This is a genomic window from Arthrobacter sp. JDC6 (assembly GCF_056484025.1).
In genome coordinates this window covers 2,934,963-2,959,359 of the sequence record NZ_CM151278.1, presented here as the reverse complement: position 1 = coordinate 2,959,359, position 24,397 = coordinate 2,934,963, and the positions used below count along the sequence as shown (strand labels likewise).

Sequence of the window (24,397 nt, the reverse complement as noted above, 5' to 3'; positions counted from 1 at the left end):
AAGGAGAGGGGGACGGGTGAAGTTCATTGGTGCAGGTGCCCGCCCCGGCCGTCCGCAGGTGGACCATGACCTCGTACTCACCATCCCCAACCTGCTCACCGTGGTGCGGTTCATGGGCGTTCCGCTCTTCATGTGGCTCGTCCTGGCCCAAAAGGAATATGGAGCCGGCGTGGTCGTCCTGGCAATCATGGCCGGAACGGACTGGATCGACGGCTACATTGCCCGCCGCTTCGACCAGGCCTCCAAGCTCGGCAGGGTCCTTGACCCGATCGCCGACCGGCTGGCCCTGCTCGCCGTAGCGTTCACCCTGGTGATTGCCGGCGTCGTGCATTGGCTGTACCTGGCCGCGCTGGTAGTCCCCGACGCCGTCCTGCTGGTCCTGACGCTCTCCCTTTTCCGCGGGCACCCGGATCTTCCTGTCAGCGTGGTGGGCAAGGTTCGGACCGGGCTGCTGCTCCTGGGAACGCCGCTGCTGGTCCTCTCCCGCCTGGACACCGGCTTCGCCGGCCAACTCTTCATCGCCGCCTGGGTGGTGCTGGGCCTTGGCCTGGTTGGCCACTGGGTGGCCGCCTACAACTACTTCTGGGCCATCCTGCGAAAGGGCAGGGAACTGAAACAGCACGACGGCGGGAACGGCTGATGGTGTGGGTTGCCGTCGGCCTGGCGGTGCTGGGCGCCTTCTGCCTGGCCTTGGGCGCCCAGCGCCAGGGCAGCGCTGTCAAAGCCGACACCGGCGGCCTCGCCCTGAGTTCCAACGGGTTCCTGCGCCTCCTGCGCAACCCCCGGTGGATGTTCGGGCTCCTGCTGCTCTGCACCGGAATGGCCATGAACGCGGTGGCCCTGGTCTCCGCGCCGCTCACCGTGGTCCAGCCCATCGGCGCCATCGCCCTGGTGATCACCACCGTGGTCAACGCCCGGGACCAGGACCTGACCATCAACCGTGCCACCACCGTGTCCATCGCCGCATGCGTCACCGGCTCGGCGCTCTTTGTCCTCCTGGCGGTCAACGTCACCCAGGAGAGCCACCACGTCAGCCTGGCGGACGAACTCACCATCGTGCTGCTGCTCGCCCTGGCAGTGGGCCTGTTCGGCACGCTGGCCGTGATGTTCAAGCACCGCATGAACGCATTCGTCTACATCCTCGGCGCCGGTATCCTGTTCGGCTTCGTCGCGGTCCTGACCAGGATCATCGGCAAGCACCTCCTGGACCCCAACGGCCTGTTCCTGCTGAACGTGCAGTGGTACTCGGTGGTGGCCATCGTCGCGGCCGGCGGCCTGGGGTCCTGGTTCGTCCAGAGCGCTTACTCCACCGGTCCGCCGGACCTGGTGATAGCCGGCCTCACGGTTGTCGACCCCATGGTGGGCATCGCGATCGGCATCATCATCCTGGGTGAGCTGCGTCCCGACGTCCATGCCGTCATGGCGATTGCGATGGGAACGGCCGCCTGCCTTGCTATCGTTGGGGTTATCGCCCTTTCCCGGCACCACCCGGAGGTCACCAAGCGCAAGAAGGACGCTCGGAAGGCCGCCGGCAGGCCGTCCCACTAGCCCATTCCAGCAATTCCAAGCAATCCCACGAGGCCGCGGGCCAACTGCGCCGCCGGCCAACCGTGCTGTCAGTTCCACGCTGCCCGCACCGTGACCATCAGGAGTACTCCATATGACCACGCCAGCCGACCAGCGCCCCCTGACCATCCTGATCGCGGCGGACACCTATCCGCCGGACGTGAACGGCGCGGCACAGTTTGGATACCGGCTGGCCAAGGGCATGACTGCACGGGGACACGACGTCCATGTTCTGGCGTCCCGCGACAGCAAGGGAAAGAGCTTCACCGAGTTCCGCGAGGAAGCAACCGTGCACCGGCTGCGCTCGCACAGGGCTTTCACCCACGAGACCTTCCGCCTCTGCTTCCCCTGGGAAATCAAGAAGGACATCAGCCTGCTCTTCGACCGGGTCAAGCCGGACGTGGTGCACATCCAGAGCCACTACATGATCGGCGAGCACGTGCTCTATGAGGCCGTGAAACGCGGCGTCAGGATCATCGCCACTAACCACTTCATGCCCGAAAACCTCAACCCCTTCCTGCCCTTCCCGCAGTGGTTCAAGGACATCATCGGGCGCGTCTCCTGGAAGGACATGGGCAAGGTCATGGGACAGGCAGACGTGGTGACCACCCCCACGCCCCTGGCCGCCCGGGCCATGCACGACCACGCCTTCCTGCGGAAAGTCCTCCCGCTGTCCAACGGCATCGACTCCGCGGCCTACGAACTCAAGCCGGGCGAACACATCGAGCCCCATGCCAACCCCACCGTCATGTTTGCCGGACGCCTTGCGGAGGAAAAGCATGTGGACGTGCTCATCGAGGCCATCGGCAAGACCCCGCCGGAGCTGAACGTCCATCTGGAGATCGTGGGCGGCGGCGAAGTGCGCTCCGCCCTGGAGGACCTGGTGCGGCGTCTGGGGCTGGGAAACCGGGTGAAGTTCCTGGGCCTTGCCAGCGACGAGGACCTGCGTAAGGCCTACATCCGGGCGGACCTGTTCTGCATGCCCGGAACGGCGGAACTGCAGTCGCTGGTGACCCTGGAAGCGATGTCCGCCTCCACCCCGGTGGTCCTTGCGAACGCCATGGCGCTGCCGCACCTGGTGCGTGACGGCGAGAACGGGTATCTGTTCACGCCCAACGACAGTGACGACCTCGCCAAGAAGATCACCCAGGTCCTGGAGCTGCCCAAGGAAGAACAGCGCGCCATGGGCCGTGCCAGCCGCCACATGGTGGAGCCGCACAGTATCCAGACGACGCTGCAGACCTTCGAGGACCTCTACCGCGGCGCCACCTACGAGGACAAAGTGGTCTGAACCCTTTCCCGGGTTTGCTAGAGTGTTTCTGCCCTGCCGGAGCGTGGCGTTTGACCACGTGTCTGCGGGGGTTTGGGGCTATAGCTCAGCTGGTTAGAGCGCGGGACTCATAATCCTAAGGTCCTCGGTTCAAGTCCGAGTAGCCCTACCGCCAATCGACAACCGCGGCCGACGATCTTCGTTGGCCGCGGTTTTCTTGGTTAACCCCGCCTCCTGCGGTATGTTACTGACCAGTAACATACCGTGCTCCGCTCCGCGGCATGGTCAGCGCTGATCACCAAAGAAGGTACCCATGGCCACCTCCGCAGCCGATCCCCACGAACTTCCCTACGCCGACGGGGATTTCTTTGCCTTCGAACAGCTTCTCTCCGGCAAGGAACAGGACCGCCTCGCCGAGGTCCGCGACTTCCTGGCACGTGAGGTCAGGCCCATCGCGGTGGACTGCTGGAACCGCGGTGAGTTCCCCGCGGACCTGGTGCCGAAGCTTGCCGGCCTGGACCTGGTCAGCCCCGTCCGCCGGCAGGGGTACTCCAACCTCTTCGCCGGCATGCTGCACGCCGAGGTCACCCGTGCCGACGCCTCCATCGCCACATTCCTGGGCGTGCACGACGGGCTGTTCACCGGTTCCATCGAGCTGCTGGCGTCCCAGGAGCAGAAGGACGCGTGGCTTCCCGACATCTACTCGCTGAAGAAGATCGGTGCCTTCGGCCTGACCGAGCCGCTGGGCGGCAGCGATGTTGCCGGCGGAACGCGCACCACGGCGCGGAAAGACGGAGGCAACTGGATCCTCAACGGGGCAAAACGGTGGATCGGCAACGCCACCTTTTCCGACTGGGTGGTGGTGTACGCCCGGGACGTGGCGGACAACCAGGTCAAGGGCTTCATGGTGGACACCACGCTTGACGGGTTCAGCGCGACGAAGATCGAGAACAAGATCTCCCAGCGCACCGTCCAAAACGCCGACATTGTCCTGGCGGACGTGGTGGTCCCGGAACGCTTCAAACTGGCCAACGCCAACAGTTTCCGGGACGTCAACAAAGTACTCAAGGCCACCCGCCTGTCAGTCGCCTGGCAGGCCGTTGGTCTCCAGCTGGCCGCGTTCGACGTTGCCCGCCGCTATGCCGTGGAGCGCCACCAGTTCGGCCGCCCCCTGGCTTCCTTCCAGCTCATCCAGGACCAGCTGGTCCGGATCCTGGGCAACACCGTCAGTTCGACAGGGATGATGGTCCGGTTGTCACAGCTGGAGGACGAGGGCGCGGCAAGGGACGAACAGTCGGCGCTGGCCAAGGCTTTCGCCACGGCGCGCATGCGGGACAGCGTGGCGCTGGGCCGCAGCATCCTTGGCGGCAACGGAATCGTGACCGACTTCGAGATGGCCAAGATCTTCGCCGACGCCGAGGCCATCTACTCCTACGAGGGCACAGCCGAGATCAACACGCTGGTCACCGGGCGGGCCATCACGGGCATCTCGGCCATCGTCTAGCCGGCATTCCCAAGGTGCGACCCCACCGCCTGGCCGCCACCGACCCGCCGCCCCCGACGGGACTGCAGGTCACGGCGGGCCTGGCAGCGGAAGCAGGATGGACGGGCGAAGGTCCAGGACGAACTGCAGCGGATTGACGTAGTCCTCTCCGTCCCGGACTCCCCAGTGAAGGCACTGCGCCGCCGGGCAGTGTCCCGGCAGCACGGCCCCCACCACCTGGCCCGCAGTTACGGTGGCCCCGACTGCCAGGGTGCTCTCCACGGGTTCGAAACTGCTCCGCAGTCCACCGCCATGGTCGATGGTGATCACGGGCCGGTCCACCACGACCCCCACGAAGCCCACCGTTCCCGCCGCGGGGGACGTGACGGGAGCCCCGGCCACGGCGAAACCCAGGTCAACGCCCCGGTGGCCGCTGAGCCAGGGCTTTGGCGGGGGATTGAAACCGCGCAGCACAGGCGGGCGCGGTGCCAGCGGCCACTGCCAGGAAGGTGCTGCACCCGCCGCGGCAGCCGCCGTCGTTCTGTCCCTGTGGATGGTTGCCGCGCGGGTGGATGCCTGGAGTGTGGATGCCTGGAGTGTGGCTGCCTGGAGTGTGCCAGCGCCGGACGGCAGGGCCGGGCCGGGCGAGGCCACGGACGCAGGCAACAGCAGGAGTGCGGCCAGGAGCACCGGTGGTTTCATGGGACCAGCCTGCCCGGCCGCGCGTGGTACCGGCAGGGCATTTTCCGCCTATGTGGACAACCACCTGGCGGCGTGCGCCGGCAGCGCCGGGTGTCCGGTGGAAGGGGACGCCTGTAGTACACTTGATGGAGCAGTTTGCTGCGCCCTCAACGCTTCCCGTCCCAGTGGTTTACCCCCGCGGTACATGCCCCTGTCCGGATTGCGTCGGCACATCTCATTCAGAAGTGTGGGGGAGCGGCGGCTGACTACGCGCATCCAGCCCTCCGGCTGCCGACGCCCCGGTGTCGTGCACGGAGGACTGCGCTTCCTGCGGTCAGGCTTTGGTCCTGATGGGAAGGGCGGTGGATGCCAGGAGCACGGCCCGCCCGGGCCACGCTAATCAACCGTCAACTATTGGCAGGGTAAGAAGCCTCCGGGTTTTCTCATGAATGACCTGCCGGAAAATAAGGAGCGTCGGAATGCCCGTCGTAACCATGCGCCAGCTGCTTGACAGCGGCGTCCACTTTGGACACCAGACCCGCCGTTGGAACCCGAAGATGAAGCGCTTCATCTTCACCGAGCGCAACGGCATCTACATCATCGACCTTCAGCAGTCGCTGTCCTACATCGACCGTGCCTACGAGTTCGTCAAGGCCACTGTTGCCCACGGCGGCACCGTGCTCTTCGTCGGCACCAAGAAGCAGGCCCAGGAAGCAATTGCCGAGCAGGCCACCCGCGTGGGCCAGCCCTACGTCAACCAGCGTTGGCTCGGCGGTATGCTGACCAACTTCCAGACCGTCGCCAAGCGCATCCAGCGCATGAAGGAACTCGAAGAGATCGACTTCGACGACGTCGCCGGCTCCGCGTACACCAAGAAGGAGCTGCTGCTCCTCAAGCGCGAGCTCACCAAGCTGGAGTCCAACCTGGGCGGTATCCGCAACCTGACCAAGGCTCCGTCCCTGCTCTGGGTCGTGGACACCAAGAAGGAACACCTCGCCGTTGACGAGGCCAAGAAGCTGAACATCCCGGTTGTGGCCATCCTGGACACCAACTGCGATCCGGACGAAGTCGACTTCCCGATCCCGGGCAACGACGACGCCATCCGCTCCGTGAACCTCCTGACCCGCGTTGTCGCCGACGCCGTTGCCGAGGGCCTGATCGCCCGCAACAACCGCGGCACGGGCGCCACCGAAGCTCCGGAAGAGCCGCTGGCTGAGTGGGAGCGCGAGCTCCTCGAAGGCAGCAAGGCCGAGGAAGCTGCTGCAGCCCCCGCTGCTCCGGCTGAAGAAGCCGAAGCTCCGGCCGCCGCCGAGGCTCCCGCCGAAGACGCCAAGTAACACAACTTAAATCCGGATTTTCCGCGCTGTCCGCAGCCGGAACTGCTGACAGGATGGCAGCCCACCTTGTGGGCCGCCGTCCTGTCGGTCCGTACACCACCACACATTTTCTAGACAGAGGGGTTCACATGGCGAACTACACTGCCGCGGACATCAAGGCCCTGCGCGAGCGCACCGGCGCCGGCATGATGGACGTCAAGAAGGCTCTTGACGAAGCGAACGGTGACGCCGAGAAGGCCATCGAGATCATCCGCATCAAGGGCCTCAAGGGCGCTACCAAGCGCGAAGGCCGCTCCACCGCTGAAGGCCTCGTGGCCGCCAAGGTCAGCAATGGCGTCGGCGTCATGATCGAGGTCAACTGCGAGACCGACTTCGTTGCCAAGGCTGACAAGTTCATCCAGCTGGCCGACAAGGTCCTGGCCGTCGCCGTCGAGTCCGGCGCCGCCGACCTCGAAACCCTGCTGGCCACCGAGGTCGACGGCAAGCCGCTGTCCGAGGTCGTCATCGAAGAGGGCGCAGTCCTGGGCGAGAAGGTTGTTGTCCGCCGCATCTCCCGCATCGAGGGTGCAACGGTTGACGCTTACCTGCACAAGACCTCCAAGGACCTCCCGGCCCAGGTTGGCGTCCTGTTCGCTGTCGACGGTGAAGGCGAAGCCGCCGCCACCGCCGCCCACGACGTCGCCGTGCACATCGCCGCCATGGCTCCGAACTACCTCACCCGTGAGGACGTTCCTGCCGAACTCGTTGAGTCCGAGCGCCGCATTGCCGAGGAGACCGCCAAGGCCGAAGGCAAGCCCGAAGCTGCCCTCACCAAGATTGTGGAAGGCCGCGTGACGGGCTTCTACAAGGGCGAGGTCCTGGTTGACCAGGCATTCGCGAAGGACGCAAAGAAGTCCGTGGCACAGATCCTCGAAGAGGCCGGTGTCAAGGGAACCGCGTTCACGCGTTTCCGCGTCGGCTCCTAGTCGATTCCGCAAGGGGGTGGCCACTTCGGTGGCCGCCCCTTTTGCATGCGCGCAGTCCACATGGAGCGCGGCCGGTTCCGACCACAGGATCCGGCAGGATACCCTTTTTTCAGAGTCATCAACGGGAAGGCATCATGGAAGCCGTCAACACTGTCATCCATTCCGAGAAGAACAAGCGGCGGGTCCTCCTGAAGCTTTCCGGCGAGGTCTTCGGCGGCGGGAAACTCGGTGTCGACCCCGAGACCGTCCGCGACGTCGCCAAGCAGATTGCGGCGGCCGTCCCGCAGGTGGAAGTGGCCATCGTGGTGGGCGGCGGTAACTTCTTCCGCGGCGCCGAACTGTCCCAGAGCGGCATGGACCGATCCCGCGCCGACTACATGGGCATGCTGGGCACGGTCATGAATTGCCTTGCACTGCAGGATTTCCTGGAGCAGGCGGGCGTGGAAACCCGCGTCCAGAGTGCCATCACCATGGGCCAGGTGGCCGAGGCCTACATTCCGCGCCGTGCCATCCGCCACATGGAGAAGGGCCGCGTGGTCATCTTCGGCGCCGGCGCCGGCCTGCCCTACTTCTCCACCGACACCGTGGCAGCCCAGCGGGCCCTGGAGGTGCATGCCGACGTGGTCCTCATGGCCAAGAGCGGGGTGGACGCCGTGTACACCGCAGACCCCAAGAAGGACCCCACCGCGGAACGCCTGGAGACCCTGAGCTACGACGATGCGCTGCGCCGCGACATCCGCGTCATGGACCAGACGGCCATGACCATGTGCAAGGACAACAACCTCTCCATGGTGGTCTTCGGCATGGAGGGTGAAGGCAACGTCACCCGCGCCATCCTCGGCGAAAAGCTGGGCACGCTGGTCACTGCCTAGCTCCGGCTAGGATGATTCCAGGACAGTTCCGTCCCCGCCCCTCCCGGCGGGGACGGAAACGGCAACAAAGAACCACGTGAGTGCAGGGAACCGGCGCCCCGGACTGCACCAGAACCGTCAGGAGAGACCGTGATCGAAGATACCTTGCTTGAGGCCGAAGAGAAGATGGACAAGGCGGTTGAGGTAGCCAAGGAAGACTTCGCCTCCATCCGTACCGGTCGCGCCAATCCCGGCCTCTACAACAAGGTCCTGGTGGACTACTACGGCTCGCCCACCCCGCTGCAGCAGCTGGCCTCCTTCGCCATCCCGGACGCCCGGACCATCCTGATCACCCCGTTCGACAAGTCCGCCATGCGCGACATCGAACGCGCACTGAGCGATTCCGAGGTCGGCGCCAACCCGTCCAACGACGGCAACGTCATCCGGATCACCATCCCGGAGCTGACCAAGGAACGCCGCAAGGAATACGTCAAGATCGTCAAGACCAAGGGCGAAGACGCCAAGATCTCCATCCGCAACATCCGCCGCAAGGCAAAGGAGACCCTTGACCGCCTGGTGAAGGACGGCGAGGCCGGCGAAGACGAAGGCACCCGCGCCGAAAAGGAACTGGACAGCCTCACCAAGGCACACGTGGACGGCATCGACGAGCTGCTCAAGCGCAAGGAAGCAGAGCTGCTCGAAGTCTGATGGGCCAGGCAGATCAGGCCCCCGCACCCAGGGCGCGCACACGGGGGAAGCAGCCCAGGAGCAACCCGACGCCAAAGGCCGGGCGGAACCTGCCTGCCGCCGTCGTGGTGGGCCTGGCGATGCTGCTGGCCGTCCTGGGCGGCCTGCTGTTCATCCCGCTGGCTTTCGTAGCCATCGTCGCGGCCTTCGCCGTTTTTGGCGTGTGGGAGATCTACCGGGCGTTGGAGCACAACGGGACCAGGATGCCCATCGTGCCGGTCATGACCGGCACGGTGGCCTTGCCTTTCGCCGCCTACTTCGGCGGCATCGAGAGCCAACTGTTTGCCCTGCTCCTCAGCGCCGTGGCAGTCCTGCTGTGGCGGTCGATCGAAAGCGCCGCCGGATCGGCCAACAGCATTTTCGCCGGTGTCTTCACGCTGGGCTGGGTACCGTTCTTCATCAGCTTCGCGGCACTGCCGCTGCATGCGGCCGGTACCACGCCGCTGGGGCTTTGGCCCGGCGGCGCCGCCCCCATCGGTGCGTGGGAGATTGCCGTCATGCTGCTGCTGGTGGTCTCCAACGACACGTTCGGCTACCTGGTGGGCGCGTCCATCGGCAAGCACCCCATGGCGCCGAAGATCAGCCCCAAGAAATCCTGGGAGGGATTCGCAGGGTCCGCGGCGGGCGCCATGCTGATCGGCGTGCTGGCGGCCATCTTCGTGCTGGACAAGCCCTGGTGGGTAGGGGTGGTGCTGGCGGTGGGAACCGTTGCCGCGGCCACCGCCGGTGACCTTGGCGAATCCATGGTCAAGCGTGAACTGGGCGTCAAGGACATGAGCAGCATCCTGCCCGGACACGGGGGAGTCATGGACAGGCTGGACTCCATCGTCTTCGCCTCGCCCGTGGCCTTCATCCTGTACGGGCTCGTGGCCGGCGCATAACCCATCAGTCCCGGCACAACCGGGCGTCCGACATAAAAAGGGCCCGGGCGGCTGAAGCAACCCCGGCATCCTAGACTGGTGCGGAAGCACTACGGCTGAAGAGCATTGAAGGAATCGAAGTGGCATTGGACATTCATCGGCAGATCCCTGCGTCCTTTGAGCGCGTGCAGCGCAGTGAGTACGGGTACAACGCCAAGCAGGTGGACGAGTTCCTGCAGCGGGCGCGGGTCTCGCTGGAAACACCCCATGCCGCCACCGACCCCGTCAACAGCGCCGATGTCAGGGCCGTGTCCTTCGACCCCGTCAAGGGCGGCTACTCCGCGGCCGTCGTGGACGCCGCACTGGACCGGCTGGAGGACGCCTTCGCCCGCCGGGAACGGGATGAGCTCATCGCGGCCCAGGGCGAGGAAGCCTGGCTGCGCGAGATCGGAAGCCTCTCCGGCATCCTCCGGGGACGGCTGCACCGGCCGGACGGTGACCGCTTCCGCCGGCCCACCAAGAAGAAGGCCCGCAGTTACAACACGGCCGACGTCGACCGGCTGTGCCACGAACTTGTCGCCTACCTCGAACAGGACAAGCCGTTGAGCGTGGACAGCGTGCGCCGCGCAGTCTTCCGCCCGGCGGTTGGCCAGGATGGCTACGAGGAATCCCAGGTGGATGCCTTCCTGGACCGCGTCGTCGAACTGATGGCTGCCATCGACTGACGGGCCACGCCCCGCAGCCGCTATTCCCGGTCCCGCGGCGGAGTGGGGGAGAGCGGCGCAAAACGACGCCATACATCGCGATAGCCCCTGTACCCCTTCACGGCGGCCACGCCGAGGAACCCTGCACCGCATGCGGCGCCCGCCACAATGGCTGCCGCCATACCCGCTCCGGCCAGAGTCACCAGCAGGCCCGAAAGGATGGCAATCAAGGCGGCGTTCGCCGTCGCCATGAAGATCATGCTGCTGCCCGCCACATGGCTGAAGCTGCCCCTGCCCCCAAAGAAGTAGTACGTCTGCCGGGAGCCTGCCTCGTCGTCGTGGTGCGCAGCCATCAGGTACGGTGCCACTCCCGGATCAAGGTCCACGTAGGCAGCCCGCAACCTGTTCATGGCCGTGACGTACATGAGGTCCTCGTGCGCCACGTTCATGACCCGGAGCTGGGTCAGGAGCCCGATCGCCACGTCGATGAAGAGAATAACCACGGCCAGCAGGACAAAAACATCCGAAAACCCTGTGGCCTGCCCCACCAGCGCCACGCTGACCAGGCTTGCCGACGTAAAGGTGAGGAACATGCTGATGCGGGTCAGTACCTCGCCTTGGGCCGTGCTGCGGGATGCCAGCAGGCCCCAGTGTTCCGTGGCGAGCAGCTGCGCACGCACGGAGGCCGGAACTGCACCATGCTGGTCGGACGTACCGCCGTCCTGGGTGGACATGGCGTTATTGTCCTCCCGGCCCCCGTTCGGTGGCCAGCGGCCGCTCCGGGGTATGGAGGCGGGTCATGATCCGCGGCATCGTGGCGGGAACCCGGTGGGAGGTGGCCCGGGACACGATGACCATGACGGCGAAGGCGGCAGGCACGCTCCACGCCGCAGGCTGCGCGAGCCACGCGGGTGTCTGCACCGAACCGGTCACGGAGCCCGCAATCATTGCCCCGCCGCACAGCACCCCGCCGGTCAGCATGCCGGCGATGGCCCCGGCGTCGGTCAGGCCGCGCCACCAGATGCCCAGCAGCAGGACCGGGCACACGGTGGAGGCGGTGAAGGCGAAGACCAGGCCCACGCTGCCGGCCAGTGCCAGGGATCCCGTCATGAAGGCAAAGCCAAGGGGGACGACGGCGGACACGACGGCGGCGAGGCGGAAACCGCGGACGCTGCCGCCCAGGACGTCCTGGCTGATGACGCCGGCAAGCGACACCACCAGGCCCGACGTGGTGGACAGGAACGCGGCGAAGGCGCCCGCCACCACCAGGGCAGAGAGCAGGTCCCCGGGCATCCCGCCGACGAGTTCACCCGGCAGCCGCAGGACCATGGCGTCAGGCTGTCCGGAACGGGCCAGGCCGGGTGCGTACATGCGGGCCACCAGGCCGTAGGCCGTGGGGAAGAGGTAGAACACGGACAGCAGGCCCAGGACGATCAGGGTGGTGCGCCGCGCCGAGTGCCCGTCCGGATTGGTGTAGAAACGCACCAGCACGTGCGGCAGCCCCAGGGTGCCGAACAGCAGGGCCACCAGCAGGGACACGTTCTGGTACAGCCCGGCGGGTGCCAGGTCCGTGGGGTTGACCGCCGGCGCGGACTGCGGCTGGGCCCCGTGGCCCGCCAGCACGAAGATGATGAACAGGATGGGCACGGCCAGGGCTGTCAGCTTGAGCCAGTACTGGAACGCCTGGACAAAGGTTATGGACCGCATTCCGCCCGCCACCACCGTCAGGCAAACCACCACCACGACGGCCACGGAACCCACCCAGGACGGCAGGCCCGTGGCGATGTGGATTGTCAGGGCCGCTCCGTGGAGCTGCGGGACGATATACAGCCAGCCCACCACGACCACCACCAGGCTGGTAACCCTCCGCACCGTCCTGGAAGAGAGCCGTGATTCGGTAAAGTCCGGGATGGTGTAGGCGCCCGAACGCCGCAGCGGCGCGGCGACGAAGAGCAGCAGCATCAGGTAGCCGGCGGTGTATCCCACCGGGAACCAAAGCGCGTCGGTCCCGGACAGCAGGATGAGCCCGGCCACGCCCAGGAAGCTGGCGGCGGACAGGTACTCGCCGCCGATCGCCGACGCGTTCCACCACGGCCGCACGGTGCGCGAGGCAACGTAGAAGTCCCCCGTGGTGCGTGAGATCCGCAGCCCGTAGAAACCAATAATGGCCGTGGCAAGGGACACCACCGCCACGGCTGCCATGGCGACGCCGGCATTCACCCGTACCTCACCGGGTTGTGGTGCGAACGCGTGTTCATGGTTCGCCGGCCAGGTCCCGGTAGCGGGCCTCGTTGCGCGCCGCAGTCCTGACGTACAGCCAGGCGCTCAACCCGATCACCGGGTAGATCCCAACCCCCAGCAGGAGCCAGCCGAACGGGAGGCCGCCGATCCGGGTTTCGGCCAGGCCGGGAACCACCACAAGGATCAACGGGAAAGCGGCAAGGATCAGCAGGAAGCCGCCCGCCACCACCAGGGCCAGCCGCAGCTGGGACCTGATGAGGGAGCGGACGAAGACCTGACCCACCTCGGAATCCTGTGCGGCTTCACGCGATTCGAGCGAACGCCGCCCGCCCTGCGCCGGGGACCTGGGGAAAGCGTGCGGTGCGGTGACCCGGACGCGGCTCATGCGTGCGGCCTGATCCTGGTGGCCTCCAGCCTTTCCCGCACGGTGGGCAGGTGCCGCCTGCTGATGGGGAGGCCCGCGCCGGCCACCGTGACGCGCGGCCCGTCGGCCGCCAGCTTCATTGAGGACACATGCTTCAGTGCCACCAGGTAGGAGCGGTGGGTGCGGATGAAGCCGGCGTCCGCCCATTGCTGTTCAAGGTCGGCCAGCGGCACCCGGATGAGGTAGCTGGCATCGGCGGTGTGCAGCCGCGCGTAGTCCCCCTGCGCCTGGACGTAGGTGACGTCGTCGCGGCGGATCATCCTGGTGGTCCCGCCCTGGTCAACCGTGATCATCTCCGGTGCCGCGCCGCCGTCGCGCAGTTCACTGATCCGCCCCACGGAGCGGGCCAGGCGCTCGGCACGCACCGGCTTGAGCAGGTAGTCCACGGCGGCAAGTTCGAACGCCGCCAGGGCGTGCTCCTCGTCGGCGGTGACAAAGACAACGGCCGGGGGATTGCTGCTCCGGGCGATGGCGCCGGCGATGTCCAGGCCGGACACGGCGGGCATATGGATGTCCAGGAAGACGGCGTCGATGCTCCCGGCGGACAGGGCCGTGAGTGCTTCAGCGCCGGACGTCGCCCGCAGCACCTTGCCGATGCGTTCGTCCCTGCCCAGCAGGAACGCCAGTTCCTCAACGGCGGGCAGCTCATCATCAACGACGAGGACGTTAATCATTCTCCTAGGGTACTTCCAGCTGCAGCGGCCGCCTCACGCATCGTGCCCGGGCTGGGACTTTGGCACCCGCATGGTGATCAGCGTTCCCTCACCGGGCGCGGTTTCCACCACCAGTCCATGGTCGTTGCCGTACACCTGCCGGAGGCGGGCATCGACGTTCCGCAGCCCCACGTGGTCCCCGTCCGCATGCCCCGCCAGCACCGACCGGAGCTGCTCCGGGTCCATTCCCACGCCATCGTCCTCAATGGTGACTTCCGCGAATGCGCCGGCGTCCTCGGCGGTGATGCTGATATGACCGGGCCCCGCCTTGGCCTCGAGCCCGTGCCGGACGGCGTTCTCGACCAGTGGTTGGAGGCTGAGGAAGGGGATGACGGTGCTGAGCACTTCGGGGGCGATGCGCAGGCTGACCTGCACGCGCTCACCAAACCGGGCCCGTTCCAGCAGCAGGTAGCGGTCGATGCAGCGAAGCTCCTCTGCGAGGGTGGTGAAGTCGCCGTGCCGGCGGAAGGAGTAGCGGGTGAAGTCCGCGAACTCCACCACCAGCTCCCTGGCCCGTTCAGGGTCCGTATTGATGAACGACGCGATGGCGTTCAGTGAGTTGTAGATGAAGTGCGGGCTGATCTGGGCACGCAGCGCCCGCACTTCCGCCTCCATCAGCAGGGTGCGGGACGCGTCCAATTCCGCGAGCTCCACCTGCACCGCCACCCAGTCGGCCACTTCCCCCGTCGCCCTGACCAGGCCCGCCCCGGCGGAAGGAGCGAAGGCGGCCACGGCGCCGACTATACGGGTGCCGGCCCGCACCGGGGCGATGACGCCGGCAAGGCGGCCGCCGGTTCCGTCCACGCCTGCGGAGAGGACAGCGGTCCGGCCCGACGAAAGGACCCCTGCGGCGAGTTCCATCAGGTGCGGCCGGATGTCCTCGGCGCCGCCGTCCCAGGCCAGCACGCCGGACGTGTCCGTGATCGCCAGGGCGTCGCAGCCCAGGAGGGTGCGCAGCTGGCGGCTGGCTTTGGCAGCGCCGGCCGGGTTCAGGCCGCGGCGCAGGTGCTGCCCGGCCTGGGATGCCGCGTGGAGCGTGTGGTAGGTGGCGCGCTCGGCGTCAGTGCCAAGGTCCCTGAAGGAGCGGAGCACCTTCAGGCCCACGCCGACGACGACGGCAATGGCCATGGCGATCACCGCAACGGCCGCAGCGGTGAGGAGGGGGGAGTCCGGCATGGTGCCCAGCGTAGCGGCGGGTGCCGTTTGCCGCAGCATCGCAACCGTTGAGCGACCGTGGGCGGCGAAGTTCTGGAACGGGCAGGCCGGCAGCGGCAGAGTGATTGGTGTCACATCTGCGGTGTTCCTGTGCAGTGCCTCTGCGCAGTGTCCCTGTCCGAAGCCCCAGTCCGGGGCCTTCGTCCCAGGGCCTGCCGCCCGGTGTGTACCGGCAACTCAATGAGGAGGAATCATGGGTAATGATGCCCATACTCCGGACGCAGCGGCGTCCGTGGACTTCGAGCAGGTCCAGTCGACCGGGCAGTTCCAGGAATTGCGCAAGCGTCACCGCAGCTTTGTCTTCCCCATGGCAGTGGCCTTCCTGCTGTGGTACTTCGCCTATGTCCTGCTCGCCGACTACGCGGTGGGGTTCATGTCCACCAAGGTCTGGGGCAACATCAACGTGGGCCTGATCCTGGGCCTGCTCCAGTTCATCTCGACCTTTGCCATCACCGGCTGGTACGTCCACTACTCGAACCGGAAACTGGACCCTATCGCCTCGGAAATCAGGCATGAGATCGAGGGCCACGAATTCGATAAGAATGGAAACCGAGTGGGCGGAGCCAACAAATGATCGCAATCCCAGCCGCGGTGGACGTTGCCGCCCTCAAGGAAACCACCCTTTTGAACATGGGCATCTTCGGCCTGTTCGTGGCCGTGACCATGGTGATCGTGTTCCGCGCCAGCCGCAACAACAAAACTGCCGCCGACTACTACGCCGCCGGGCGTTCGTTCACGGGCTCGCAGAACGGCACCGCCATCGCCGGCGACTACCTGTCGGCAGCATCCTTCCTGGGCATCACCGGTGCCATCGCCATCAACGGCTATGACGGCTTCATGTACTCCATCGGCTTCCTGGTGGCCTGGCTGGTGGCGCTGCTGCTGGTGGCCGAACTGCTGCGCAACACCGGCAAGTTCACCATGGCCGATGTGCTCTCCTTCCGACTGAAGCAGCGCCCGGTGCGGATCGCGGCCGCCATCTCCACCCTGGCCGTCTGCTTCTTCTACCTGCTGGCCCAGATGGCCGGTGCGGGAAGCCTGATTTCGCTCCTGCTGGGCATCAGCGACTGGGGCGGCCAGGCCCTGGTGATCGTCGTCGTCGGCGCCCTCATGATCATGTACGTCCTGATCGGCGGCATGAAGGGCACCACCTGGGTCCAGATCATCAAAGCCATGCTGCTGATCGCAGGCGCCGCAGTCATGACCCTGTGGGTCCTGGCCATTTACGGCTTCAACCTTTCCGCCCTGCTGGGCGGCGCGGTGGAGACGGCCAACAACCCGGCCGTGCTCAACCCGGGCCTGCAGTACGGCAAGACCGAGACCTCCAAGCTGGACTTCATGTCCCTGGGCCTGGCGCTGGTCCTGGGCACGGCAGCCCTGCCGCACGTCCTGATGCGCTTCTACACGGTGCCCACGGCCAAGGAAGCGCGCAAGTCCGTGGTCTGGTCCATCTGGCTGATCGGCCTGTTCTACCTGTTCACCCTGGTGCTGGGCTACGGTGCTGCGGCCCTGGTGGGTCCGGACACCATCAAGGGCGCCCCGGGCGGCGTCAACGCTGCCGCCCCGCTGCTGGCCTTCCACCTGGGCGGGCCGCTGCTGCTCGGCTTCATCTCCGCTGTCGCCTTCGCCACCATCCTGGCGGTGGTGGCAGGCCTGACCATCACGGCTGCCGCATCCTTCGCGCATGACATCTACGCCAACGTCATCGCCAAGGGCAAGGCCGACGCGGCGACTGAAGTCCGGGTGGCCCGGCGCACCGTGGTGGTAATCGGCATCCTGGCCATCCTGGGCGGTATCTTCGCCAACGGCCAGAACGTTGCCTTCCTGGTGGCGCTGGCCTTCGCCGTCGCCGCTTCAGCCAACCTGCCCACCATCATCTACTCGCTGTTCTGGCGGAAGTTCACCACCCAGGGTGCCGTGTGGAGCATGTACGGCGGCCTGGCCGCGGCGATCCTGCTCATCGTGTTCTCCCCGGTGGTTTCCGGTGCGAAGACCTCAATGATCCCCGGGGCCAACTTCGCCCTCTTCCCGCTCAGCAACCCGGGCATTGTGTCCATTCCGCTGGCCTTCTTCCTGGGCTGGCTGGGCACCACCCTGGACAAGAGGACGGAAGACCCCGCGAAGCAGGCGGAAATGGAAGTCCGCTCGCTCACGGGCATCGGAGCCGAAAAGGCCGTGGACCACTGACAGCCGGACCACTGACAGCGGGACCACTGATCAATGGACCACTAACTGGCTGGCCACTGGTGGATATGCCGGCAGCGTCGGCATGACAGCGAAGAGCCTCCAGCCGCATACCGCGGCCTGGAGGCTCTTTGCGTTTGCCGCCCCCCGCGCGGTTTACCGGAAGGGGGGATTCAGTGCTGGTGGTGGCCGCCCGGCGCCGGGTTCCCGTGCCCGCCGTGCGGGACGGCGTACTGGCCGGCCGTCGAGGCGGCGAGGCCCGGCGTCGCAATCCCTGCCACCAGGACGGCGCCGGCGAAAGCTCCCAGCAACAGCCGGCCCGGCCGCCCTCCGGCCCCTGCGGCCGGAACCCGCGGTTCGCGGTGCTGCCGTTCGCGCTGGAGCCACCCGAGCGACGCGAGGATCATCAGCGTGAGCAGCAACGCCGAAAGGTGGGTCAGGCTGAGGCCCGAGGCCGGGCCGGCAACGGGAGGTGATGCCATCGCGGCCAGGTGGACGGCGGCTGCACCGGCCAGCACATACCGCGACTTCCGGCCGCCCGGCAGCCGGTCCCTTGCCAGGAACACCACGGCAGCGGCGAGCAGCATCAGCCCCCAGGCCCCGGCCGCAACACCTGCGGCAACCGCTGGGGTGGCCGCAGGTCCCGCTGCTGCCGAAAAGATACTGGACGAAATGGCGAGGTTGACCGATCCCGCACCAAAGCCCGCAAACCCGGTGACGAGTCGAACAGCACTGCCCGCCTGCAGGCCTGGCTGGTCCGGCGCCATCGGCCGGACCGGTACCGGGACCGCCACGGCTAAGCCCTTGCGGTGGCCGGGGACTTGTCCAGCGACAGGCCCACGCCGAGGAGGAGTACGGCGCTGGCGAGGTGCAGGACGTTGTCGGCGCCGTTCAGGGCGATGATGTTCAGCGGCGAGTTGAGCAGGAACAGACCCACGATGCCCACCAGGAGGTAGACGGCGCCTACCGTGGCGTTCACGGTTCGGGCGGTGGCCGTTCCGCGAAGCCCGGCGAAGAGCAGCGCGGCGCCGATGGCCAGGTGGATGACGTTGTGCAGCGGATTGACTTCGAAGATGATGAGGTTCGCGCCTTCGGTGGCGGCGAAACCGACGCCGGACGTGACAGCGAAGCCCAGGAGGCCCACCAGCAGGTAGACGGCTCCGAAAACGGTGGCGACGAGGCGGTTGGGTGAGTTGCGCATGGCCGGTTCCTTCCGATAGGGCGGGCAGCAGTTCCCGCCGGATAAACAGGCCCCTGGTCGGGACCCTCGGAAGCGATTCGGATCATGGCCGCGCATGGATGGGTAAAAAGATCAGTACCCTTTCCACTTTCCCGATCGGTGCCCCGCTGCCCGGGGCGCCGGCCGTCCGGCTAGGCTGCCGGCCGCAGTTTGATGTTGGTCATCAGCAGCCGGTCCGTGCCTTCGAAGCGGTAGGCGAGGTCCACCTTCTTGCCGGTGCAGCTGATCTGGCCCACTACCTCGGCCGACTTCATCCCGTTGTCGGTGGCCACCTTGAGCTCGTTGTAGGCGGGCTGGCAGGAACTGTCCATCTCCAGGCTCTTCACCCCTGAGATGAAGGCCTCCTTGGAAAGCTGCTTCTGCAGGGCCGGGTCAAGGTATTCGTCATAGGCGCGGGAGGTGTCGCCGGCGATGACTTTCCTGGTGAAGCCGTCCGCCAGGCCCCTGGCCTGGTTGGTGGCGCTTCCCACGACGTTCACCAGGATGACGACGCCGAGGATCACCAGGAGCAGCACCCCGCCGATGCTGCCAAGGATGATCCACAGCCTCCGCCGGCTCCGCTGCCGGGGCGGTTCCCCCGGGAGGCCGAACGGGGCGGGCTGCTCCGGCAGTGCTGGAAACTGCTGTGGCGTGTAGCCCGCCCGGCCCTGCCGGTACGGATCCTGGGGACTGCTCAAAAGGGAAGCCTCTCGTCTGACAGGCGCTGTGGCGCCGGCGAACTGGCCCGGGCCTCTCCCGGCCCGGCATATGACGGAAACCAGCCTATAACCCTGCCCGCCGCCGTCGTGCGTGCAGCGCCGCGCGGAAGGTCCGGTGCCTGCGCTATGCGCCCTCCGAGCCGCGGTCCAGCAGGGGCTGCACCCGGAAGGGGATCAACTCACCCATCGCCAGGGCGGTGTCAGCCCGCTCCACGCCATCACAGGCCAGGATCTTGCCGTTGATACGGAAGAGATCCTCTGCGTCCCTGGCCACTACGCGCAGCAGCAGGTCCGCTGATCCTGTCAGCCCGTAACCTTCCAGCACCTCGGGGATGGCGGCAATGTCCTCCGCCAGCTGCCCGAGCCTCTGCTGTTGCACGTGGACGGAGATGAAAGCCATGAGCGGATACCCCAGGGCCACGGGATTGATGCGCCGTTCAAAGGACAGGAAGACGTGCTTCTTTTCCAGCTGGGCCATGCGCGCCTGGACGGTATTGCGGGACAGGCCCAGCTTCTGCGCGAGGGCCACCACGGTGCGGCGGGGATCCTGCGCGAGTGCCGACAACAGGCGGGTGTCAGTGCCATCCAAAGCTCGCATAATGCGCAACGCTAGCACGGTGCCAGCCCTCCAGACAGGGCATCCTGCTCAATAAGCGCCGCAGTGGTTGTACCCGTTGGGCATTGTGAGTAGGGTCACAGTATCTGGGGCAATGACGCCCGGAAGGCCGGTGGCGGCAGGGCCAAAAGTCCGCAAACCACGGGTCAACGACGTACGAAGGTTGCGGCAATCGTGTCTACAGACGAAACGGGCCCTGGCGGCGCAAAAACCCCCGAAAGCGCGAAAACCCCCGGCGAAGCCGGACCGGATCTCCTCCAGCTGATCACCCCGTCAGGTGAGCGCATCAGCCACCCGGAGTTTGATTTCTGGGTCCGGGACATTACCGACGATCAGTTGTGCTCCCTCTTCGAGGACATGACCGTCATCCGCCGGATCGATGTGGAGGCCACGGCCCTGCAGCGGCAGGGTGAACTGGCCCTGTGGCCCCCGCTCCTGGGCCAGGAGGCAGCCCAGATAGGGTCCGGAAGGGCGTTGCGGGCGGACGACTTCGTGTTCTCCAGCTACCGCGAGAACGGAGTGGCGTACTGCCGCGGTGTTGACCTGACCGACCTCCTCCGGGTGTGGCGGGGGAACGCCTCCGGCGGCTGGGACCCGTACAGCATCAACATGGCAACGCCGCAGATCATCATCGGCGCCCAGACCCTGCACGCCACGGGCTACGCCATGGGGATCCAGAATGACGGCGCCGACGCCGTGGCCGTCACCTACTTCGGGGACGGTGCCACCAGTGAGGGCGACCTGAACGAGGCCATGGTGTTCGCCGCCAGCTTCCAGGCCCCGGTGGTATTTTTCTGCACCAACAACCATTGGGCCATCTCCGAGCCCGTACGGCTGCAGTCCCACATCCAGCTCGCGGACCGGGCCACGGGTTTCGGCATCCCCAGCCTGCGGGTGGACGGAAACGATGTCCTGGCGGTCATGGCTGCCACCCGGCTGGCACTGGACCGGGCCCGTCGCGGCGGCGGCCCCACCTTCATCGAGGCCGTCAGCTACCGCATGGGCCCGCACACCACCGCCGACGATCCCACCCGTTACCGGGACGCCAATGAACTGGAGGACTGGGCCGCCAAGGACCCCATCTCCCGGCTGGCCGGCCTCCTGGACCGGAAGGGGATCCTGACCGCGGAGCTGCAGCAGCAGGTCAAGGACAAAGCCGATGCCGTTGCATCGGAGATGCGCCGCGGATGCACCACCATGCCGGACCCCCAGCCCATGGACATCTTCAAGCACGTCTACAGCACGCCCAATTCCTGGCTGGAACGCCAGCAGGACCATTACGCCCGTTACCTGGCGTCCTTCGGTGACCCCGACGGAGCCGTTTCCAAGGAAGGTGCACGCTGATGACCCAGTTGACCTTTGCCCGTGCCATCAATGCCGGGCTGCGCAAGTCGCTGGAAAACGACTCCAAGGTGGTCCTCCTCGGCGAGGACATCGGCGCCCTGGGCGGCGTCTTCCGGGTGACGGACGGCCTGCAAAAAGACTTCGGCAAGCACCGGGTGGTGGACACCCCGCTCGCGGAGTCCGCCATCGTGGGCACCGCCGTAGGCCTGGCCTACCGCGGTTACCGGCCCGTGGTGGAGATCCAGTTCGACGGCTTCATCTACCCGGCGTTCGACCAAATCGTCAGCCAGGTGGCAAAACTCCACTACCGCACCCGCGGGGCGGTCAGGATGCCCATCACCATCAGGGTGCCGTTCGGCGGCGGCATCGGCTCGCCGGAACACCACTCCGAATCCCCGGAAGCCTACTTCACCCACACCTCAGGGCTTCGGGTGGTGACCGTGGCCAACCCGCAGGACGCATACACCGTGATCCAGCAGGCCATCGCCTGCGACGACCCCGTGCTGTACTTCGAACCCAAGCGCCGCTACCACGACAAAGGCGAAGTTGACGAGTCCGTGGACCCGAGTTCCGCCCTGCCCATGGACAAGGCACGCGTGCTGACCGACGGCAGCGACGTCACGCTGGTGGCCTACGGGCCCCTGGTCAAGACAGCCCTGGATGCCGCCTCCGCCGCGGCGGACGAAGGCATCTCCATTGAAGTCATCGACCTGCGCTCGCTGGCGCCCGTGGACTATGAGCCCGTGGTGGCGTCCGTGCGGAAGACCGGGCGCCTGGTGGTGACGCACGAGGCCGCACAATCCGGCGGGCTGGGCGCGGAAGTGGCGGCCAGCATTACGGAGCGCTGCTTCTACCATCTGGAGGCCGCTCCGGTGAGGGTGACCGGGTTCGACATTCCCTACCCGTACTCCAAGCTGGAAATGCACCACCTGCCGGGCCTGGACCGCATCCTCGATGGCGTGGACCGCGCCCTGGGCCGCCCCAATTCCCTGAGCGGGCTGGAAGGATGAGCGCCACCATGATCAAGGAATTCCGGCTCCCCGACCTGGGTGAAGGACTCACGGAGTCCGAAATCCTCAGCTGGAAAGTGGCCGTTGGCGACACCGTCAGCCTGAACCAGGTCATCGCCGAAGTGGAAACCGCCAAGGCCGTGGTGGAGCTCCCGTCGCCGTTTGCCGGCGTCATCAAGGAACTCCACGAACAGCCGGGTTCCGTGGTGGAGGTGGGCAAGCCGATTGTCTCCTTCGAGGTGCCGGACGACGCCGGTGCGTCACCAGCGCAGGTGACCGGCGCCTTTTCGCCGGGGATGGGGGAGGCTTCCGTGCAAACTCCCAACCCAGCGGAGACGCCGAAACGGGAACCCAACCTGGTGGGGTACGGCGCCGTCGTCGAAGGTTCCGGCCGGCCAACGCGGCGGCCGCGGAACTTCGCCCCGGTGGAGGCTTCCGGGAACCTGGCGCCGGTGGTTGAACCCGCCCGGCCTGCCGATGTCCAGGTTGCCGATGTCCAGGTTGGCCATGTCCAGCCTGCCGAGCGACCCCGGTCCACGCCTCCCGTCCGCAAACTGGCCAAAGACCTGGGAGTTGACCTCGCGCAGGTGCACGGCACAGGTCCCGGCGGGCTGATCACGCGGGAGGACGTCCAGGACTTTGCAGGGCACGAGGGCGAGCCTGCTGCGCCGCCGGCCGGACCCGTGCCGGTAGCCGGTGGAACCCGGCCGGGGGAGCGGGAGACCCGGACTCCCATCAAGGGCGTGCGCAAGTTCACCGCGGCGGCGATGGTGCAGAGCGCCTTCACCGCTCCGCACGCCACCGAATTCCTCACCGTGGATGTCACGCCCAGCCTTGAGTTGCTGGCGAAACTCAAGAACAGCAGGGAGTTCTCCGGAATCAGGCTCACCCCGTTGACGCTCGCTGCCAAGGCCGTCCTGGTGGCGGTGCGGCGGAACCCGGCGCTGAATTCCCGCTGGGACCAGGACAACCAGGAGATCGTCACCTTCAACTACGTGAACCTGGGCATTGCCGCCGCCACACCCCGCGGACTGATGGTCCCCAACATCAAGGACGCTGACGCCATGGCGCTCCCGCAGCTTGCCCAGGCGCTGACAGCGCTCGCGGAAACCGCCAGGGCTGGCAAGACCCAGCCCGCTGACCTGTCCGGCGGTACCATCTCCATTACCAACATCGGCGTATTTGGCATCGACGCGGGTACCCCCATCCTCAACCCGGGGGAGGCGGCGATCCTAGGCCTGGGTGCGGTGCGGACCATGCCGTGGGAGTACAAGGGCGAGGTGGCACTGCGGCAGGTGCTCACGCTGAGCCTGTCCTTTGACCACCGCCTGGTGGACGGCGAACAGGGGTCCCGGTTCCTGGCCGACGTCGGAGCGATCCTTGCCGAGCCGGGAATGGTCCTCACGATGGTCTGACCGGGGGACTAGGCGCCCCGTTCGGCTGTAGGTGCGCTGTCCACCATCAGGGCTGCCAGTGCCATCCGTTCAAGCAGGGGGCGGGCAACCCCGGCCGTCAATCCGGTGCCGTGGCGCCGGACGGAGTGCGGCGTGGAGTTGATCAGGCCGAATGTCGCGTGGGCCCGCATGCGCAGTTCAGCCGCACCGATGCCGGGGTGCACCTTGCCCAGGATGTCCACCCAGACCTCCACGTAGCTGCGCTGCAGGGTACGCACCGCGGACTGGTCCTGCTCCGACAAGTTGCTGAAGTCACGGTCCTGCACCCGGATTACGTCCGGTTTTCCGAGCGCGAAATCCACCTGGAATTCCACCAGTTGCCGCAGGGCAGCCAGGGGATTGGGCGTGCTCTGCGCCACCCGCCGCCCGCCGTCCAGCAATTCCTGGCTCACGGTGACCAGGAGGTCGGCCAGGACGGCCTGCTTGCCGGGAAAGTGGCGGTAGACCGCAGGGCCGCTGACGCCTGCCGCCGCGCCGAGGTCCTCCAGCGAAACGCGGTTGAAGCCATTCAGCGCGAACAACGAGGCCGCGGCGGACAGCAAAGCCTGCCGCCGGTTCTCCTTGGCCTTGCCGCGCTGGGTTGTGGGAGCGGACTGGGTTGTGGGAACGGGCTGGGTGGCAGGGGCCGGCTGCACTGTATTGCTGCGCACTTTTCCTCCTTGGACCCCGCAGATTCTAGCAAAGCAGCAGTGTGTTGGACATCACAGTTAATCGAGACTAACCTGAATTTCAGTTATTAGTCACTAACCGAGTTGGCTTGGGCCGGCTTGGCCCACCCTTAGGACGGACCGTCG

At 66.6% G+C, this 24,397-nt stretch carries 26 protein-coding genes and 1 tRNA gene; 16 read left to right on the top strand and 11 right to left on the bottom strand.

The window, feature by feature from the left end:
- The first annotated feature begins 16 nt into the window (after nucleotides 1-16).
- The 5 genes from ACV095_RS13790 to ACV095_RS13770 all read left to right on the top strand — a co-directional run bounded on the left by ACV095_RS13790 (nucleotide 17) and on the right by ACV095_RS13770 (nucleotide 4,340).
- Nucleotides 17-640, top strand: coding sequence for a CDP-alcohol phosphatidyltransferase family protein (locus ACV095_RS13790; RefSeq protein WP_018771646.1), 624 nt, complete (start codon nucleotides 17-19; stop codon nucleotides 638-640).
- Complete coding sequence (locus ACV095_RS13785) at nucleotides 640-1,548, top strand: DMT family transporter (protein ID WP_018771647.1); 909 nt, start codon at nucleotides 640-642, stop codon at nucleotides 1,546-1,548. Before ACV095_RS13790 ends, ACV095_RS13785 begins: the two co-directional genes overlap by 1 nt.
- A gap of 112 nt (nucleotides 1,549-1,660) precedes the next feature.
- The gene (locus tag ACV095_RS13780) at nucleotides 1,661-2,857 is read left to right on the top strand and encodes a glycosyltransferase (RefSeq protein WP_478222084.1); all 1,197 of its coding nucleotides are present in this window, start codon (nucleotides 1,661-1,663) and stop codon (nucleotides 2,855-2,857) included.
- 74 nt (nucleotides 2,858-2,931) lie between these two features.
- Nucleotides 2,932-3,005, top strand: a tRNA-Ile gene (locus ACV095_RS13775).
- A 144-nt stretch (nucleotides 3,006-3,149) separates the two neighbouring features.
- A complete protein-coding gene (locus ACV095_RS13770; protein ID WP_478222083.1) occupies nucleotides 3,150-4,340 on the top strand; it encodes an acyl-CoA dehydrogenase family protein in 1,191 nt (396 codons plus the stop codon).
- A gap of 69 nt (nucleotides 4,341-4,409) precedes the next feature.
- Here the strand turns inward: ACV095_RS13770 and ACV095_RS13765 are convergent, their stop codons facing one another.
- A complete protein-coding gene (locus ACV095_RS13765) occupies nucleotides 4,410-5,021 on the bottom strand; it encodes a M23 family metallopeptidase (protein ID WP_018771650.1) in 612 nt (203 codons plus the stop codon).
- Nucleotides 5,022-5,479: 458 nt separating this feature from the next.
- On the opposite strand from ACV095_RS13765, the gene rpsB reads away from it, so the two are divergent.
- The 6 genes from rpsB to ACV095_RS13735 all read left to right on the top strand — a co-directional run bounded on the left by rpsB (nucleotide 5,480) and on the right by ACV095_RS13735 (nucleotide 10,485).
- A complete protein-coding gene (gene rpsB / locus ACV095_RS13760; RefSeq protein WP_018771651.1) occupies nucleotides 5,480-6,337 on the top strand; it encodes a 30S ribosomal protein S2 in 858 nt (285 codons plus the stop codon).
- Between the two features lie 128 nt (nucleotides 6,338-6,465).
- On the top strand, nucleotides 6,466-7,302 hold the full coding sequence (gene tsf, locus ACV095_RS13755) for a translation elongation factor Ts (RefSeq protein ID WP_018771652.1): 837 nt from the start codon (nucleotides 6,466-6,468) through the stop codon (nucleotides 7,300-7,302).
- A 134-nt stretch (nucleotides 7,303-7,436) separates the two neighbouring features.
- Nucleotides 7,437-8,174 (top strand): UMP kinase, encoded by a 738-nt coding sequence (gene pyrH / locus ACV095_RS13750; RefSeq protein ID WP_018771653.1) that lies wholly within the window; start codon nucleotides 7,437-7,439, stop codon nucleotides 8,172-8,174.
- Nucleotides 8,175-8,303: 129 nt separating this feature from the next.
- Nucleotides 8,304-8,861 carry a ribosome recycling factor gene (gene frr / locus ACV095_RS13745; RefSeq protein ID WP_018771654.1) on the top strand — a complete coding sequence of 186 codons (558 nt, stop codon included), beginning with the start codon at nucleotides 8,304-8,306 and terminating at the stop codon, nucleotides 8,859-8,861.
- Nucleotides 8,861-9,781: a phosphatidate cytidylyltransferase gene (locus tag ACV095_RS13740; protein ID WP_018771655.1), complete on the top strand. Its 921-nt coding sequence runs from the start codon at nucleotides 8,861-8,863 to the stop codon at nucleotides 9,779-9,781. Before frr ends, ACV095_RS13740 begins: the two co-directional genes overlap by 1 nt.
- Before the next feature lie 119 nt (nucleotides 9,782-9,900).
- Nucleotides 9,901-10,485, top strand: a complete 585-nt coding sequence (locus tag ACV095_RS13735) for a DivIVA domain-containing protein (RefSeq protein ID WP_018771656.1) — start codon at nucleotides 9,901-9,903, stop codon at nucleotides 10,483-10,485.
- Between the two features lie 20 nt (nucleotides 10,486-10,505).
- On the opposite strand, the gene ACV095_RS13730 is transcribed toward ACV095_RS13735, so the two are convergent.
- The 5 genes from ACV095_RS13730 to ACV095_RS13710 are packed head-to-tail and all read right to left on the bottom strand — an operon-like array spanning nucleotide 10,506 to nucleotide 15,018.
- Nucleotides 10,506-11,198 carry a hypothetical protein gene (locus tag ACV095_RS13730; RefSeq protein ID WP_478222082.1) on the bottom strand — a complete coding sequence of 231 codons (693 nt, stop codon included), beginning with the start codon at nucleotides 11,196-11,198 and terminating at the stop codon, nucleotides 10,506-10,508.
- A 4-nt stretch (nucleotides 11,199-11,202) separates the two neighbouring features.
- On the bottom strand, nucleotides 11,203-12,666 hold the full coding sequence (locus tag ACV095_RS13725) for a sodium/solute symporter (protein ID WP_377204789.1): 1,464 nt from the start codon (nucleotides 12,664-12,666) through the stop codon (nucleotides 11,203-11,205).
- A 52-nt stretch (nucleotides 12,667-12,718) separates the two neighbouring features.
- A complete protein-coding gene (locus ACV095_RS13720) occupies nucleotides 12,719-13,090 on the bottom strand; it encodes a DUF485 domain-containing protein (RefSeq protein WP_018771659.1) in 372 nt (123 codons plus the stop codon).
- Nucleotides 13,087-13,803 (bottom strand): LytR/AlgR family response regulator transcription factor, encoded by a 717-nt coding sequence (locus tag ACV095_RS13715; protein WP_018771660.1) that lies wholly within the window; start codon nucleotides 13,801-13,803, stop codon nucleotides 13,087-13,089. The genes ACV095_RS13720 and ACV095_RS13715 overlap by 4 nt, the downstream gene beginning before the upstream one ends.
- Nucleotides 13,804-13,836: 33 nt before the next feature.
- Complete coding sequence (locus ACV095_RS13710) at nucleotides 13,837-15,018, bottom strand: sensor histidine kinase (protein ID WP_026266130.1); 1,182 nt, start codon at nucleotides 15,016-15,018, stop codon at nucleotides 13,837-13,839.
- A gap of 232 nt (nucleotides 15,019-15,250) precedes the next feature.
- Here ACV095_RS13710 and ACV095_RS13705 point away from each other — a divergent pair, with 232 nt between their 5' ends.
- The gene (locus tag ACV095_RS13705) at nucleotides 15,251-15,631 is read left to right on the top strand and encodes a DUF485 domain-containing protein (protein WP_018771662.1); all 381 of its coding nucleotides are present in this window, start codon (nucleotides 15,251-15,253) and stop codon (nucleotides 15,629-15,631) included.
- Nucleotides 15,628-17,244 (top strand): solute symporter family protein, encoded by a 1,617-nt coding sequence (locus ACV095_RS13700; RefSeq protein WP_018771663.1) that lies wholly within the window; start codon nucleotides 15,628-15,630, stop codon nucleotides 17,242-17,244. Before ACV095_RS13705 ends, ACV095_RS13700 begins: the two co-directional genes overlap by 4 nt.
- Before the next feature lie 170 nt (nucleotides 17,245-17,414).
- Here ACV095_RS13700 and ACV095_RS13695 read toward each other — a convergent pair whose 3' ends face one another.
- The 4 genes from ACV095_RS13695 to ACV095_RS13680 form a co-directional block, all read right to left on the bottom strand.
- Nucleotides 17,415-18,035, bottom strand: a complete 621-nt coding sequence (locus ACV095_RS13695) for a hypothetical protein (RefSeq protein WP_223994594.1) — start codon at nucleotides 18,033-18,035, stop codon at nucleotides 17,415-17,417.
- A gap of 2 nt (nucleotides 18,036-18,037) precedes the next feature.
- On the bottom strand, nucleotides 18,038-18,442 hold the full coding sequence (locus ACV095_RS13690; protein WP_056389952.1) for a DUF4383 domain-containing protein: 405 nt from the start codon (nucleotides 18,440-18,442) through the stop codon (nucleotides 18,038-18,040).
- A 170-nt stretch (nucleotides 18,443-18,612) separates the two neighbouring features.
- On the bottom strand, nucleotides 18,613-19,158 hold the full coding sequence (locus tag ACV095_RS13685) for a hypothetical protein (RefSeq protein ID WP_018771666.1): 546 nt from the start codon (nucleotides 19,156-19,158) through the stop codon (nucleotides 18,613-18,615).
- Between the two features lie 145 nt (nucleotides 19,159-19,303).
- Complete coding sequence (locus tag ACV095_RS13680; RefSeq protein WP_142073819.1) at nucleotides 19,304-19,777, bottom strand: Lrp/AsnC family transcriptional regulator; 474 nt, start codon at nucleotides 19,775-19,777, stop codon at nucleotides 19,304-19,306.
- Between the two features lie 192 nt (nucleotides 19,778-19,969).
- Here ACV095_RS13680 and pdhA point away from each other — a divergent pair, with 192 nt between their 5' ends.
- From pdhA to ACV095_RS13665, 3 genes are read left to right on the top strand one after another with little or no spacing between them, the layout of a single operon-like run.
- Nucleotides 19,970-21,139 (top strand): pyruvate dehydrogenase (acetyl-transferring) E1 component subunit alpha, encoded by a 1,170-nt coding sequence (pdhA, locus tag ACV095_RS13675; RefSeq protein ID WP_478222081.1) that lies wholly within the window; start codon nucleotides 19,970-19,972, stop codon nucleotides 21,137-21,139.
- The gene (locus ACV095_RS13670; RefSeq protein WP_018771669.1) at nucleotides 21,139-22,149 is read left to right on the top strand and encodes an alpha-ketoacid dehydrogenase subunit beta; all 1,011 of its coding nucleotides are present in this window, start codon (nucleotides 21,139-21,141) and stop codon (nucleotides 22,147-22,149) included. The genes pdhA and ACV095_RS13670 overlap by 1 nt, the downstream gene beginning before the upstream one ends.
- An 8-nt stretch (nucleotides 22,150-22,157) precedes the next feature.
- On the top strand, nucleotides 22,158-23,564 hold the full coding sequence (locus ACV095_RS13665; RefSeq protein WP_478222080.1) for a dihydrolipoamide acetyltransferase family protein: 1,407 nt from the start codon (nucleotides 22,158-22,160) through the stop codon (nucleotides 23,562-23,564).
- 8 nt (nucleotides 23,565-23,572) lie between these two features.
- Here ACV095_RS13665 and ACV095_RS13660 read toward each other — a convergent pair whose 3' ends face one another.
- The gene (locus tag ACV095_RS13660) at nucleotides 23,573-24,253 is read right to left on the bottom strand and encodes an SACE_7040 family transcriptional regulator (protein WP_478222079.1); all 681 of its coding nucleotides are present in this window, start codon (nucleotides 24,251-24,253) and stop codon (nucleotides 23,573-23,575) included.
- Nucleotides 24,254-24,397: the final 144 nt, after the last annotated feature.